17 protein-coding genes are annotated in these 12,867 nt (G+C 42.7%); 6 read left to right on the top strand and 11 right to left on the bottom strand.

The genetic code is table 11. The features are described 5' to 3' along the window. Window positions 1–66 precede the first annotated feature (66 nt). From rplW to murB, 9 genes are all read right to left on the bottom strand, one after another. Window positions 67–366, bottom strand: a complete 300-nt coding sequence (rplW, locus tag ACESZG_RS16230) for a 50S ribosomal protein L23 (RefSeq protein WP_008707251.1) — start codon at window positions 364–366, stop codon at window positions 67–69. Beyond that, window positions 366–986, bottom strand: coding sequence for a 50S ribosomal protein L4 (gene rplD / locus ACESZG_RS16225; protein ID WP_008707249.1), 621 nt, complete (start codon window positions 984–986; stop codon window positions 366–368). Before rplD ends, rplW begins: the two co-directional genes overlap by 1 nt. 21 nt (window positions 987–1,007) lie before the next feature. After that, the gene (rplC, locus tag ACESZG_RS16220; RefSeq protein WP_008707247.1) at window positions 1,008–1,640 is read right to left on the bottom strand and encodes a 50S ribosomal protein L3; all 633 of its coding nucleotides are present in this window, start codon (window positions 1,638–1,640) and stop codon (window positions 1,008–1,010) included. A 96-nt stretch (window positions 1,641–1,736) separates the two neighbouring features. Next, window positions 1,737–2,054 carry a 30S ribosomal protein S10 gene (rpsJ, locus tag ACESZG_RS16215; protein WP_008707245.1) on the bottom strand — a complete coding sequence of 106 codons (318 nt, stop codon included), beginning with the start codon at window positions 2,052–2,054 and terminating at the stop codon, window positions 1,737–1,739. Window positions 2,055–2,617: 563 nt separating this feature from the next. Then, complete coding sequence (locus ACESZG_RS16210) at window positions 2,618–3,763, bottom strand: hypothetical protein (protein WP_173720465.1); 1,146 nt, start codon at window positions 3,761–3,763, stop codon at window positions 2,618–2,620. 323 nt (window positions 3,764–4,086) lie between these two features. Further along, window positions 4,087–4,341 carry an HPr family phosphocarrier protein gene (locus ACESZG_RS16205; RefSeq protein WP_008707243.1) on the bottom strand — a complete coding sequence of 85 codons (255 nt, stop codon included), beginning with the start codon at window positions 4,339–4,341 and terminating at the stop codon, window positions 4,087–4,089. Continuing rightward, window positions 4,338–5,297 (bottom strand): DNA-binding protein WhiA, encoded by a 960-nt coding sequence (gene whiA, locus ACESZG_RS16200; RefSeq protein ID WP_118338608.1) that lies wholly within the window; start codon window positions 5,295–5,297, stop codon window positions 4,338–4,340. The genes ACESZG_RS16205 and whiA overlap by 4 nt, the downstream gene beginning before the upstream one ends. 10 nt (window positions 5,298–5,307) lie before the next feature. Continuing rightward, window positions 5,308–6,195 carry an RNase adapter RapZ gene (gene rapZ, locus ACESZG_RS16195; protein WP_008707241.1) on the bottom strand — a complete coding sequence of 296 codons (888 nt, stop codon included), beginning with the start codon at window positions 6,193–6,195 and terminating at the stop codon, window positions 5,308–5,310. A gap of 92 nt (window positions 6,196–6,287) precedes the next feature. Beyond that, window positions 6,288–7,208 carry a UDP-N-acetylmuramate dehydrogenase gene (gene murB, locus ACESZG_RS16190; RefSeq protein WP_368210543.1) on the bottom strand — a complete coding sequence of 307 codons (921 nt, stop codon included), beginning with the start codon at window positions 7,206–7,208 and terminating at the stop codon, window positions 6,288–6,290. A gap of 614 nt (window positions 7,209–7,822) precedes the next feature. Here murB and ACESZG_RS16185 point away from each other — a divergent pair. The 6 genes from ACESZG_RS16185 (at window position 7,823) to ACESZG_RS16160 (ending at window position 11,550) form a co-directional block, all read left to right on the top strand. After that, window positions 7,823–8,242 (top strand): stage V sporulation protein AB, encoded by a 420-nt coding sequence (locus ACESZG_RS16185; protein ID WP_008707239.1) that lies wholly within the window; start codon window positions 7,823–7,825, stop codon window positions 8,240–8,242. A 117-nt stretch (window positions 8,243–8,359) separates the two neighbouring features. After that, window positions 8,360–8,824, top strand: coding sequence for a SpoVA/SpoVAEb family sporulation membrane protein (locus tag ACESZG_RS16180; RefSeq protein ID WP_022381085.1), 465 nt, complete (start codon window positions 8,360–8,362; stop codon window positions 8,822–8,824). A gap of 69 nt (window positions 8,825–8,893) precedes the next feature. After that, on the top strand, window positions 8,894–9,976 hold the full coding sequence (locus ACESZG_RS16175) for a stage V sporulation protein AD (RefSeq protein ID WP_020994117.1): 1,083 nt from the start codon (window positions 8,894–8,896) through the stop codon (window positions 9,974–9,976). A 30-nt stretch (window positions 9,977–10,006) separates the two neighbouring features. Beyond that, on the top strand, window positions 10,007–10,363 hold the full coding sequence (locus ACESZG_RS16170; RefSeq protein ID WP_373218742.1) for a SpoVA/SpoVAEb family sporulation membrane protein: 357 nt from the start codon (window positions 10,007–10,009) through the stop codon (window positions 10,361–10,363). A 6-nt stretch (window positions 10,364–10,369) separates the two neighbouring features. Further along, complete coding sequence (locus tag ACESZG_RS16165) at window positions 10,370–10,984, top strand: stage V sporulation protein AA (RefSeq protein WP_055052571.1); 615 nt, start codon at window positions 10,370–10,372, stop codon at window positions 10,982–10,984. A gap of 68 nt (window positions 10,985–11,052) precedes the next feature. After that, complete coding sequence (locus tag ACESZG_RS16160) at window positions 11,053–11,550, top strand: QueT transporter family protein (RefSeq protein WP_008707233.1); 498 nt, start codon at window positions 11,053–11,055, stop codon at window positions 11,548–11,550. A 171-nt stretch (window positions 11,551–11,721) separates the two neighbouring features. Here ACESZG_RS16160 and ACESZG_RS16155 read toward each other — a convergent pair whose 3' ends face one another. Beyond that, a complete protein-coding gene (locus ACESZG_RS16155) occupies window positions 11,722–12,435 on the bottom strand; it encodes a SigF/SigG family RNA polymerase sporulation sigma factor (RefSeq protein WP_008707232.1) in 714 nt (237 codons plus the stop codon). A 2-nt stretch (window positions 12,436–12,437) separates the two neighbouring features. Then, window positions 12,438–12,863 (bottom strand): anti-sigma F factor, encoded by a 426-nt coding sequence (spoIIAB, locus tag ACESZG_RS16150; protein ID WP_020994121.1) that lies wholly within the window; start codon window positions 12,861–12,863, stop codon window positions 12,438–12,440. Window positions 12,864–12,867: the final 4 nt, after the last annotated feature.

Here is a 12,867-nt window from a genome sequence, read left to right as displayed (position 1 = left end):
CAGAGTGCCGAGGATTCATAAGAAGCAAAGCTTCCGAAGTGGCACTCGTACCGCATGGGCTATCAATTAAAGTCCTTCGAAGATTTCGATATCTTTGCTGTCTTCTGTCAGAGCAACGATAGCTTTTTTGGTTTTAGCAGTTGTTCCAACTGTCATACCACGGCGTTTTTTCTTTCCATCCATATTCATGGTGTTAACGCTCTTTACTTTTGTTCCTTCGAACATTTTCTCTACAGCTTCTTTGATCTGAGATTTGTTTGCTTCCGGATGAACTAAGAAAGTGTATTTCTTTTCAGCCATTGCATTCATAGATTTTTCTGTAATCACTGGTTTCTTGATTACGTCATAGTACTTGATATCAGCCATTATGCATATACCTCCTCGATGGATGCTACAGCATCTTTGGTTACGATTACGGTGTTGTGGTTCATAACATCGTATACGTTGATAGTACTTGGAGTTGCAGTCTGAACATCAGTGATGTTTCTTGCGGAAAGGATTACGTTCTTGTCATCTGTTGCTGTGATAACCAGAGCTTTCTCAGCTTTCAGGTTTGTAAGAACTTTCTGCATTTCCTTTGTCTTAACATCTGCTAATGTAAGAGCATCAACAACTACTAATTTATTGTCCTGAACTTTGGAAGTCAGAGCAGATTTTAAAGCAGCTCTTCTTTCTTTCTTGTTCATTTTTACTTCATAATCTCTTGGTACCGGAGCGAATACAACACCGCCGCCAGTCCACTGTGGTGCACGGATGGAACCCTGTCTAGCATGACCTGTTCCTTTCTGTCTCCACGGTTTTCTTCCGCCGCCGCTTACTTCAGAACGTGTTTTAGCTTTCTGAGTACCCTGGCGATTATTTGCAAGCTGACGAACAACAGCAAGGTGAACAAGATGCTCATTAACTTCTACGCCGAATACTGCATCATTCAGTTCCATTGTTCCAACTTCGTTGCCTTCCATATTATAAACAGTTACGTTTGCCATTTGTGTGCTCCTCCTTTCTTATTATAAGGACTTTACTGTCTCTTTGATAGTAACCAAAGATTTCTTAGGTCCTGGAACAGCACCTTTAACTAACAGTAAGTTATTTTCTGTATCTACGCGTACGATCTCAAGGTTCTGTACAGTAACCTGAACATTTCCCATATGACCTGGCATGTGTTTTCCTTTGAATACCTTGCTCGGATCAGAACAAGCACCATTGGAACCTGCATGACGGTGATATTTAGAACCGTGAGCCATAGGTCCTCTTGACTGACCATGTCTCTTGATCGCACCCTGGAAACCTTTACCTTTGGAAACAGCTGTTGCATCAATGTGATCGCCGTCTGCAAAGATATCAGCTTTAATTTCCTGTCCTACTGTATATTCAGCAGCGTTATCAAATCTGAACTCTTTAACGAATCTCTTTACTGCAACGCCAGCTTTGTCAAAGTGTCCTTTTTCCGGTTTGTTAACAAGGCTTTCTCTGATGTCTCCGAATCCAACCTGAACTGCTTCGTATCCATCGTTCTCTTCTGTCTTAACCTGAGTTACGACACAAGGACCAGCCTGTAAAACTGTTACCGGAATCAACTGGCCGTCTTCATTGAAGATCTGAGTCATTCCGACTTTAGTAGCTAAAATAGCTTTCTTCATTCTTTCTTCCTCCTTATAGCGGATTACCGATTACCGGCAATCATATAGTAAATAGCTTAATGCTTATAGCATTATCAAATTGGGGTTGATGACTAATTATTTAGTCTTCATCTTGATATCGATGTTAACACCTGCTGGCATTTCCAGTCTTGACAGAGCATCTACTGTCTTCTGTGTTGGTGTAAGGATATCGATCAGTCTCTTATGAGTTCTCTGTTCGAACTGTTCTCTGGAATCTTTGTATTTATGAACGGCTCTTAAGATTGTAACAACCTCTTTCTTAGTTGGAAGTGGAACCGGTCCGCTTACCATTGCTCCGTTCTTTTTAACAGTCTCGATGATTTTTGCTGCTGATGCATCTACCAACTGATGATCATAAGCCTTTAATGTGATTCTCATTACCTGATTTGCCATAAAAAAAGTCTCCTCCTATTCGTACTTTTCAAGCAGTACGACAAGCGGCGACTGTACACATCTCCGTGTGTGTCTTTCGATTTTTTACCACACACGCCATCCCTGGATGGTCTTCTGAACTTGTACAGTGACTTGTCGTCAGTTTTCAAACTTGACATTCGCTCCACGGAAAACCTGCCATCTCTGTGGCAGCAACCTCGCGCTTCATTGCTATCAATGTCACAACAATTGAGAGTATACACGACCTCTCAGAAAAATGCAAGTGTTTTTTTCACTTTTTTTGATATTTTTTTGTACTTGATTCCGTACAATTTTTTATTGAATTTGGGCTTGTATGTCGAAACAAAAAAGAATCAACTTGTCGGCATACTAGTGGCTTTATTATATAGAAACATTACGGAATAGTGAACGACAAGGCCGATATCTGCAGGTCTGCTGACGCAGGACTTCACGATATGATGGAGATCGGATTGTCTGCAGTAAAAAGAACGTGTTCCTTCTATATTATTATATATAGGAAGAAACACGTTCTTTTCATCGTCATATTTTTTCAATCTCTTATTTTATTCTTCAGCAGTCTGTTTCTGCGGATAGACCGGTTTCTCATCCGCAATGATATCGGAATAATCAAATAATGTAACCTTTGTAACATCGTCTCTCACAATATCCGGCGCATCGCCCTGACTTCTGGCTGTCTCGGCAATCTGTGCTGCCGACCATGTCGGAATTACCATACGCCTGATTTCTTCCTGTGCGTTTCCTTCTTTTTCCTCTGCTTCTACCGGTTTTCTGTCCGAAGCATTCATCATCTGTTTCAGCTGCTCTTTTACCTGAGGCACGATCACTTCTGTCTTTCCGGAAACAGGCTCCATATGTATATCACCTGCATCCGGTTTCGTCTGTACAGATTCTTCCTGCTTTACCGGTACATCCGCCGTAGCTGCCGCAATCTCTTTTCTGAGAAGTTCATGGGCTTCGCTTGTCGCAGTCTGAATTGTTTCCGGCTGCGCAGGCTTCACAGGTTCCAACTCATCTTCATAGATTTCATCCACAAAACCGCCTGTTTTAATTTTCTTTCGTTCCGGAGCCTTTCCTTTCCTGCGTGCCCTTTCCTCTTTCTTAATCTGGCGTTCCTCTTCTTTATAACGCTTCTCTCTTGCCTTCTCTTCTCTCTTAAGTTCCTTCTTGCTCTTAACATATCCGGGTTCTGTATCTGTTTCATCATAATCATCCTGCGGTTCTTTTTTCAGAAGTTCCGCAACTATATACAGAATTACCAGGAAAAGGACGGCAAGTCCGAGAATAATAAGTCCCTCTATGCTTTCTGTTGCAAGAAGGAGATATCCTGCATATCCTACTGTGATCACAACCTTCGGTATGTAATCCTTCACCTCAACGGCAACAGGTTCTGCATCTTTGTCACTGGAATCTATCACCTTAAAAATATGATTCTTTTTATCCATTTCCGTAATCATATAACGGTATGCTTTAGAATCAGTCTGATACAGAATAGAATCACCAACCGCTGCCTCTTTGATCTTTACCGGAATTGCATAAGTAACCGATCCCATGGGCAGATTCGTTTCTTTGCCGGAATCATCCATAATCTCTGTCGTAATTCCCAAAAACGGCGGAACTGCCAGCCCGACAACACAGACAATGGTGCATATCACTATAAAATGTACAATAAATTTCAGAAATTTTGACATTTGTTACGCTCCTCATTTCTACTCTTTTCGCTCATTATACCCTGTTTTATCTTTATGGTCAATCTAATGTTATTGTTATGGCAATGCAATTGATTGCTGTGTTACTGTTCACACACCACTATCCCGCGAGGTGTTTTGGCATGAATATGCCAAAATCCCGAGACATACAAGCCAAAATTCCATTGCCGTAGGCAATCTGGAATGAATTTTGGCTACGTTACTGTGAACGAAGTGAACAGTAACATTGCTGTCGTATACACGACAAAACACATCCGAAAAGCGGTCTTCCCTTCCGGATGTGTTCTATCCTGAATACTATTTGATCACTGATTACTTAAGTACTGCTCAATACCTGCCATAGCAGCTTCCTCATCCTCACCATTTGCAGATAAAGTAATTTCTTCCCCTGCATCAAGCCCAAGCGTCATCATACCCATAATGCTCTTTGCATTCACGCGCTTCTTTCCAATCTCTACATAAATCTCACTGTTGAACTGACTAGCCACCTGTACCAACTGTGCCACCGGACGCGCTTCCAGACCTGTGGATAAATTGATGGTGATTGGTTTTTTGATCATAATAATTCTCCTCCTTGTTTCTCCCGCAGTTCGTCAGCCATTGCACTCAGCTTTCTCAGTCTGTGATTGACTCCCGATTTGCCCACCTGCGGGCTTAACATCATTCCTAATTCTTTTAGTGTAGCTTCCGGATACTGCATCCGAAGTTCAGCAACCTGTGCAAGTCCTTCATTAAGCTGCTCAAATCCTATTTTCTGCCGGACCAGCTTAATATCCTCCATCTGCTTAACGGCTGCATTTACGGTTTTATTAATATTCGCAGTTTCACAGTTTACTTTTCTGTTTACTGAATTTCTCATTTCCTTCAGTATGCGGATGTTCTCCAGGTCCATCAATGCCACATTAGCTTCCATAACAGCAAGCATGTCAACAATCTGCGCACCTTCTTTCACATAGACCACATGTGATTTCTTACGCTGTACGATTTTGGCATCTACCGAAAAACTGCGGATGATCGTCTGTAGCTGCTCTGCTCTTTTTGCATCAGAACATACAATCTCAAAATGATACCCCTTCTCAGGATCACTGATTGAACCAGATGCTAAAAAAGCTCCCCTGATAAACGCCCGTTTGCAGCAATTCTGCTGTACCACCAGCATATCCGCCAATACAAGCGTACCCTGGTCGATACTGTTCGTGACAAGCCGCAGTGCCTGAAAAATTACCTGGATCTCTTCGGGATCAGTTATTTCTATTGTATATACCTTCACCCGTTTCAAGTGACTGTTCTCACGTACAAATATCTTTGTTTCTATATTAAATGTTTTTTGCAATAATGTAAAGCACTTTCTTGCAACTGCTTCATTTTCCGTCTGGATTTTCAGTTTACTGTCCCCTGAAAAACATTCCATTTTCCCACAGGAACATAAAATCGCAGCCAGTTCTGCCATTTTGCAATGTCTGGCCAATCCAATCTGTCTGGAAAGTTCTTCCTTCACCATCCCTGAAAAAGACATCTCTCCTTTATCATCCTTCCTGTTTTCTGACCAGTCGGTCTTTCTGTGCATCTCTGTGTTCCAGCCTGAATCCGTATTTTGTATTTCCAGACAATCTGGAATAAAGTTCTCTTGCCAGCGTGACGGAACGATGCTTGCCGCCTGTACATCCAATTGCGATCACCAGATTTGTCTTTCCCTCTTTCACATAATTCGGAATAAGGAAATTGATCATATCTTCCAGTTTATCCGCAAATGTCCTGGCTATATCACAATCCATTACATAATTAAAAACCCTGTCATCCAGCCCTGTCAGCGGTCTGAGTTCGTCCACATAGTATGGATTCGGCAGGAAACGCACGTCAAACACGAGATCCGCATCTGCCGGTATTCCATATTTAAATCCAAATGACAGTACAGAAATCATCATATTGCAGAAATCCTGATTATCTACAAATATCCTGTCGATCTCCTGTTTCAGTTCTCTTGTCAGAAGATTGCTGGTATCAATGATATAATCCGCACGCTCTTTCAGAAAACGCATCTTCTCTCTTTCCATCCGGATTCCATCATCCACTCTTCCCCCCATTGCAAGAGGATGACTTCTGCGGGTTTCTTTATAACGTTTGACCAGAACACTGTCCTGCGCATCCAGAAACAAGATTTCAAAATCATACCCTGCCTTTTTCATTCTGTCCAGTACAATCTCCAGCTCATCCAGAGAACGCCCGCTTCTTGCATCGATCCCCAGTGCAACATTCTGCACATCTTCTCCATGTATCTCAGGCATCAGTGATGCAAATTTCTCCAGTAAAGGGATCGGCAGATTGTCTACACAAAAATACTTCGCATCCTCCAGCATTTTCAATGCAGATGTTTTTCCTGCTCCCGATACTCCTGTAACTATTACAAAACGCATTTTCTATCTCCCGTCACTTCTTAATTTCATCTGTTGCTCATTGGTCTTTGGTCTTTGCACTCTGTTCACAGTACTTTTTCGATTCAGTCAGATCAAAATTTTCCAAGAAATTTCACTTCCGGTTCAAGAGTTACGCCAAACTGTTCTTTTACTTTATCCTGTACATCTCTGAGCAGTCTGCACACATCTGCTGCAGTTGCATTATCTTTATTGATCACAAACCCACAGTGCTTCTCGGAAACCTGTGCACCGCCTGTCTGGTATCCTCTCAGCCCTGCATCCATGATCAGCTTTCCGGCAAAATACCCTTCAGGACGTTTGAATGTGCTTCCCGCACTTGGAAATTCAAGAGGCTGTTTGCTTACTCTCTGTTCTGTCAGTTCTTTCATTCTTGCTTTTATGGCTTCCTGATTCCCCTGTTCAAGAACGATCACTGCGCTCAACACCAGATATCCTTTTGTTTTCACAAGACTTGTGCGATATCCCATTTCCAGCTTCTCTGCCGGAAGTACGAGAATTTCTCCTGCAGCTGTCATAACAGTTACTTCTTTCAGCACATCTTTCATTTCACCGCCATAGGCACCTGCATTCATGACAACTGCACCGCCTAATGTGCCGGGAATTCCTCCGGCGAACTCAAATCCTGTCAGCGACGCATTTTTGGCTGCCGCCGCGATCTGTGACAGCAGAGCTCCTGCTGTTGCATGGATTTCATTTCCTTTTACTGTAATATCACCATAATTTCTGTAAAGCTGAATAATGACACCCCTGTATCCTTCATCGCTTACCAGAAGATTACTTCCATTTCCAAGAATGAAATATGGCAGTTCTTCATTTTTGCATATCTTCAGAATCCCGCTCAGTTCTTCCTCAGAAGACGGAAGCAAAAAGTAATCTGCCGGACCACCAATCCGAAATGTGGTATGACGTTTCATGGGTTCATCCACTTTCACTTTCTCTTCTCCCAGCAGATTATTAAATTTTTCTATTATATTCTGATTCACAGATTTCATTCCTCAATCTTTCTATATTTATTATAATTTATTATGTTTCTTTTGACGTTTTCATTCTGTCAAATTTTCCGATCAGTTCCTAGTACATCGTTTCGTAAATAACTATACCAATCGCGTAGGATGCGGATTCGAGTGTGCTGGTATAAAAACGCAGGCGTAGCGGGCTACGCTGAGGCTTTTAGACCTGTGCAATCGGATTCGCAGACAAGTGAGTGGTATAGTTATTTCGAAAACGATGTACTAGAGTGTCAGATAATACAGTCATTATACTGTTACTGTTCACTCCGTTCTCAGTAACTTAGCCAAAATTCATTCCAGATTGCCTGCGGCAATAAAATTTTGGCTTGTATGTCTCGGGATAGCGGTGTGTGAACAGTAACATTATACTATCTCTCTCTCCAAAAGTACAGTTATTCATACACTCTTTTGCTGCCGGATTATTACCATGGTTACTGTTCACTCTGTTCTCAGCAACAAATGAATGACAGTGTATATATTTTTATATTTCTGCCATAATACATATCACAGATATATCTGTCCGGTGCTTCACAATAACAGACTGCCGGACAGTTACCTGGAAACTTCTTTTGTTGTCGGCAGGATCGGAGGCACTTATGTTAGAGCAGATTTTTCTCGGATTTACAGGACTATGTTCCGGTTTTATTATTGCCGGAGGACTAACCGGTCTTATGATCGGCCTTTCTATTATTCCCAGATATGCAGGAATTACCCACACAGCAGATCATATATTGCTGTACGAAGACATCACATTCTGGGGAACAGAACTTGGAAACCTGTTCTTTCTTTTTCACTGGAATATCCGGTTCGGCACCCCGTTTCTGATTCTGTACGGGCTCTTTTCAGGGATTTTCCTTGGTGGATGGATCATGGCCCTGGCAGAGATGGCAGATATTTTCCCTATCTTTGCCAGAAGAAGCAGATTCCAGAGAGGTCTTTCTTTTACAATCCTGTGCATAGCCGCCGGCAAAACTGTCGGGGCACTGATTTACTATTATAACGGATGGCTGCCATAATTTCCAGCTAATCTTTAACATCAGTGCCAAAAAAGCAGCAATCGATTACTCTTCACTCCGTTCTCAGTAACCTGGTGTACCAAAATTCCGGATTTTCAATCAGAAAGGTTTTATATTATGTCAGACAATAATCTCAGTCAGAAAAAACAGAAACAATATGAAGAATACGTAAAAGCAGTCACTCCTGTCCACAGCCTGCCACTGAATATGTGCAAAGCCTTTTTCACAGGCGGAGTCATCTGTGTTGTTGGACAGGTCATCTTAAATTACGCAGATAACCTTGGGCTGGACAAAGATACCGCCGGCTCCTGGTGTTCCCTTATCCTGATCCTTTTCAGTGTGATCCTCACAGGATGTAATCTTTATTCCAAAATCGGCAGATTCGGCGGTGCCGGAAGCCTTGTCCCGATCACCGGTTTTGCCAATTCCGTAGCTTCCTCTGCGATCGAATATAAAGCAGAAGGACAGGTATTCGGCATCGGATGCAAAATATTTACGATTGCAGGACCCGTAATTCTTTATGGAATCCTGAGTTCATGGATTCTCGGTGTGATTTATTATCTTTTTACAATGATCCCGTAACTATTCAGCATCCATATCCTGAGAGGTGTTTTTGCATAAGAATCATACAATTATACAAGGAGGTTTTCTATGAACAGACAAATGACCTGCGGTACATCCAGCATTTCATTTCAGAATCCTGTCTTTGTTCAGAGCTGTGCTTCTGTTGTCAGCCGGAAAGAAGGAGAAGGGCCATTGGGCGCATACTTTGATACCATATGTGAAGATCCCATGTTTGGAACAGATACCTGGGAAGCTGCAGAAAGCACTCTGCAAAAACAGGCCGCTCTGCTGGCAATCAAAAAAAACGGCCTCACCTGTTCTGATATACAGCTTCTTTTTGCCGGCGACCTGCTGGCTCAGACATCAGCCTCTTCTTTTGGAACCGCTGATCTGAAAATTCCTTTTTACGGTCTTTTCGGAGCATGCTCCACTATGGGAGAATCTCTTTCCCTTGGTTCAATGTGTATCGACGGCGGGTACGGAAAATATATCCTCTGTGCAACTTCCAGCCACTTTGCCAGCGCAGAAAAAGAATTTCGTTTTCCCCTGGGATATGGAAATCAAAGGCCCTTATCTGCTACCTGGACAGTCACCGGTGCCGGAGCCTGTATACTTGGATATGAACCGCCACCACGCCCGGACAACAAAACACTAAACACACTCCGTAACCGCAATATCTGTGCAGTTATAACAGGAATCACCACCGGAAGACTGATTGACTTTGGGTTCAGGGATTCCCTCAATATGGGAGCTTGCATGGCTCCTGCTGCCTGCGACACCATAGCCCGAAATCTTCAGGATTTTCACCGAAAACCATCCGATTATGATGCCATCTTCACCGGTGACCTGGGCATGGTAGGACAGACAATCCTGTTCGACCTTCTCACAGAAAAAGGATTTGATATCTCATCTGTCCATCAGGACTGCGGTATGCTGATCTATGATCCTCAGACTCAGGATACACATTCCGGCGGCAGTGGATGTGGATGTGCCGCCTCTGTTCTGGCAGGCTATATTCTTCCGGGTATTATACAGAAAAAATGGAAAAGGATTCTCTTTGTTCCCACAGGTGCCCTTCTATCAAAGGTAAGCTTCAACGAGGGGGATCCAATTCCCGGTATCGCACACGCTGTTGTAATAGAACAGTACAGAGTTCCGGATATGATGTAGATACAGAAATTTTTTCAGGAGGAAAAATACATGGACTATTTTAATGCATTCTGGACAGGCGGACTGATCTGTGCCCTGGTACAGATTCTTCTGGACAGGACAAAGCTTATGCCCGGACGGATCATGGTACTTCTGGTATGTACAGGCTCTGTTTTAAGCGTTGTCGGAATCTATCAGCCATTTGCAGAATTTGCCGGAGCAGGCGCTTCTGTTCCTCTGCTTGGTTTTGGCAATATCCTGTGGAAAGGAATGAAAGAATCCATTGACAAAAACGGACTGATCGGACTCTTTATGGGAGGCTTTACCGCCTGCGCGGTGGGAGTCTCCGCAGCTTTGATCTTCTCTTATCTTGCAAGCCTGATCTTCAAGCCCAAAATGAAAGGATAACATACCATGAGTGATACTCTCTATTTACAGTTAGATCAGAATATCCAGATAAACCATCCACACATTTATCTTCAGGACATTGCAAAACTTTCCTGCAGCAACAGTAAAATCCTGAATCGGCTCCGGGTGATGCCGGTTATAAATCTTGACCCGAATAAACCAGGACGTTATGTAATGTCTGTTATGGATCTGATCTCCGAAATCAAAAAAAAAGAACCGGACCTTGAAATCAATAATATTGGAGAAGCCGACTTTATCATCACTTTTAAAAACAAACCCGGTTCCGGGCTTGTCTGGCAGTGGTGCAAGATTATTTTCGTCGGTCTTGCCGCCTTTTTCGGTGCAGGTTTCTCTATCATGACATTTAATAACGATGTAGATGTCGGTGGTCTCTTCTCGCAGATCTATACCCAGGTCACAGGACAGACTTCCGGTCATTTTACTGTTCTTGAGATCACTTATTCCATAGGAATCGGACTTGGGGTACTTTTCTTCTTCAATCACTTCGGTCATATGAAAATAACAGATGATCCAACACCTATGCAGATACAGATGCGTCTGTACGAGGAAAATGTTAATAAAACTCTTATCAAAGACATTGACCGTACTTCCGAAAAGTGATATACTTCGATAGCCGAGTGTTCGAAACCTTCCACTCGTAAAACAAATACTAAAGGAGATAATCAAATATGAAAAACAAAGGTACTCAGTTTCTGACAGAAGCAGCAGTGATCGGAGCCATTTATGTGGTTCTGACTCTTTTATTCGCACCACTCAGCTATGGCGAAATTCAGATTCGCTTTTCGGAAGCACTGACCATCCTGCCATTCTTTACACCGGCTGCGATTCCGGGGTTATTTGTAGGATGTATCATTGCCAATCTCTTTGGCGGTGCCATTCCTGTAGACATTATTTTCGGAAGCATCGCAACACTGATCGGAGCAGTATTTACTTACAGACTCCGCAGCTGCAACCGTTTTCTTGCGCCGATCCCGCCGATTGTTTCCAATGCAGTCATCGTGCCATTCGTACTTCACTTCGGATACGGAGTAAATCTTCCGATTCCGCTTATGATGCTTACCGTAGGTATCGGAGAAGTAGTTTCCTGCGGTGTAGTAGGACTGATTCTTCAGACAGCCCTTCTGAAATACAAAAATGTGATCTTCAGATCACAGAGAACTGTATAACTTACGATATATAACAATAAAGATATTATAGCAAAAAGAGTGTGCAATATTATAGTAATCCGCACACTCTTTTTGTTACTGTTCACTCCGTTCACAGTAACCTCTTTTTTATTTACCTCTTCAGAGAATACTCCACCTTCTACAAGCGGTGAGTTAATTACTCCCATCTGCTTATACCTGCTTTTTAAGTTCCTTCAGAATCCGCTTTTCCATCCTGGACACTTGAACCTGGGAAATTCCCATCTCTGCCGCAATCTCCGTCTGCGTCATATCCTTAAAATATCTCATACCGATCAGCTGACGTTCTCTTGCATCCAGTTTTTTCAGGATTTCATCCAGAAAAATCCTGTTCAGTGCTGCATCCTGTCCATTTTCTTTTTCCTGGAGCCTGTCCATAAGCGAAATATCATTTCCATCTCCCTGATAGATAATTTTGTGCAAAGATTCCACTTCAGCTCCTGATTCCATCGACATCACCACTTCATCTACTGAAAGTTCTGTCGCTTTCGCAACTTCCTCCAGTATCGGTTCACGTCCCAGTTCTTTTTCCAGTGCTTCTCTCGCAGAATAAATTCTGGCACAGTTCTCTTTCAGGTTTCTGCTCACCTTAAGCATCCCGTCATCCCTCAGATAGCGTCTGATTTCACCTATGATCATGGGAACAGCATAAGTTGAAAACTTCACATCGTACGAAATATCAAAACGATCTATGGCTTTCAGCAGCCCAATGCTTCCTATCTGCACGATATCTTCCATTTCCACACTGCGCCCGGCAAATCTTTTCGCCATGCTGTACACAAGTCCTGCGTTTTCTTTAAATACAGTATCTCTTGCTTCTTTATCCCCCTGTTGTGACTTCATGATCAGAGCAAGAGTATGGTCCATTCCTACCTCCCGATCGTCTTTTTCATATGGACAACTGTTCCATATCCCACCTGTGATTCTACTGTTACCTCATCCATAAACGCTTCCATAAATGTAAATCCCATCCCGGAACGATCCTTCTCCGGCTTTGTTGTAAAAAGAGGCTCCATAGCTTTTGCAACGTCTCTGATCCCCACTCCCTTATCGATCACATCAACCCATAATTTTTGTCCTTCCCTTCTGCAGAAAATCTCTATTTTCTGCACCTGGCCTTCATAAGCATGAATAATACAGTTTGTCACAGCCTCTGACACAGCAGTTTTCAGATCTGCCACTTCCTCCAGAGTAGGATTCAGCTGTGTGCAGAAAGCTGCCGCCGCAACTCTTGCCAGCCCCTCATTCTCAGGTCTGCTATCAAAAATAATTTTCATTTCATTGGTATTTTCCATAATA

It is taken from the genome of Blautia sp. Marseille-P2398 (assembly GCF_964240315.1).
In the GTDB taxonomy this organism is placed as follows: domain Bacteria; phylum Bacillota; class Clostridia; order Lachnospirales; family Lachnospiraceae; genus Blautia_A; species Blautia_A wexlerae.
The sequence above is the reverse complement of the archived record's forward strand: the minus strand, read 5'-3'. Positions and strand labels throughout refer to the sequence as shown.

Excerpts from the sequence above, each read along its gene's own strand:
- ACESZG_RS16175 (WP_020994117.1), top strand. The coding sequence starts at position 8,894 with ATGAACAGACAAATGACCTGCGGTACATCCAGCATTTCATTTCAGAAT.
- ACESZG_RS16210 (WP_173720465.1), bottom strand. The coding sequence starts at position 3,763 with ATGTCAAAATTTCTGAAATTTATTGTACATTTTATAGTGATATGCACC.
- murB (WP_368210543.1), bottom strand. The coding sequence starts at position 7,208 with ATGAAATCTGTGAATCAGAATATAATAGAAAAATTTAATAATCTGCTG.
- whiA (WP_118338608.1), bottom strand. The coding sequence starts at position 5,297 with ATGTCTTTTTCAGGGATGGTGAAGGAAGAACTTTCCAGACAGATTGGA.
- spoIIAB (WP_020994121.1), bottom strand. The coding sequence starts at position 12,863 with ATGGAAAATACCAATGAAATGAAAATTATTTTTGATAGCAGACCTGAG.
- rpsJ (WP_008707245.1), bottom strand. The coding sequence starts at position 2,054 with ATGGCAAATCAGGTAATGAGAATCACATTAAAGGCTTATGATCATCAG.
- ACESZG_RS16155 (WP_008707232.1), bottom strand. The coding sequence starts at position 12,435 with ATGGACCATACTCTTGCTCTGATCATGAAGTCACAACAGGGGGATAAA.
- ACESZG_RS16180 (WP_022381085.1), top strand. The coding sequence starts at position 8,360 with ATGTCAGACAATAATCTCAGTCAGAAAAAACAGAAACAATATGAAGAA.
- ACESZG_RS16170 (WP_373218742.1), top strand. The coding sequence starts at position 10,007 with ATGGACTATTTTAATGCATTCTGGACAGGCGGACTGATCTGTGCCCTG.
- rplW (WP_008707251.1), bottom strand. The coding sequence starts at position 366 with ATGGCTGATATCAAGTACTATGACGTAATCAAGAAACCAGTGATTACA.
- ACESZG_RS16165 (WP_055052571.1), top strand. The coding sequence starts at position 10,370 with ATGAGTGATACTCTCTATTTACAGTTAGATCAGAATATCCAGATAAAC.
- rplC (WP_008707247.1), bottom strand. The coding sequence starts at position 1,640 with ATGAAGAAAGCTATTTTAGCTACTAAAGTCGGAATGACTCAGATCTTC.
- ACESZG_RS16205 (WP_008707243.1), bottom strand. The coding sequence starts at position 4,341 with ATGATCAAAAAACCAATCACCATCAATTTATCCACAGGTCTGGAAGCG.
- ACESZG_RS16185 (WP_008707239.1), top strand. The coding sequence starts at position 7,823 with ATGTTAGAGCAGATTTTTCTCGGATTTACAGGACTATGTTCCGGTTTT.
- ACESZG_RS16160 (WP_008707233.1), top strand. The coding sequence starts at position 11,053 with ATGAAAAACAAAGGTACTCAGTTTCTGACAGAAGCAGCAGTGATCGGA.
- rplD (WP_008707249.1), bottom strand. The coding sequence starts at position 986 with ATGGCAAACGTAACTGTTTATAATATGGAAGGCAACGAAGTTGGAACA.
- rapZ (WP_008707241.1), bottom strand. The coding sequence starts at position 6,195 with ATGCGTTTTGTAATAGTTACAGGAGTATCGGGAGCAGGAAAAACATCT.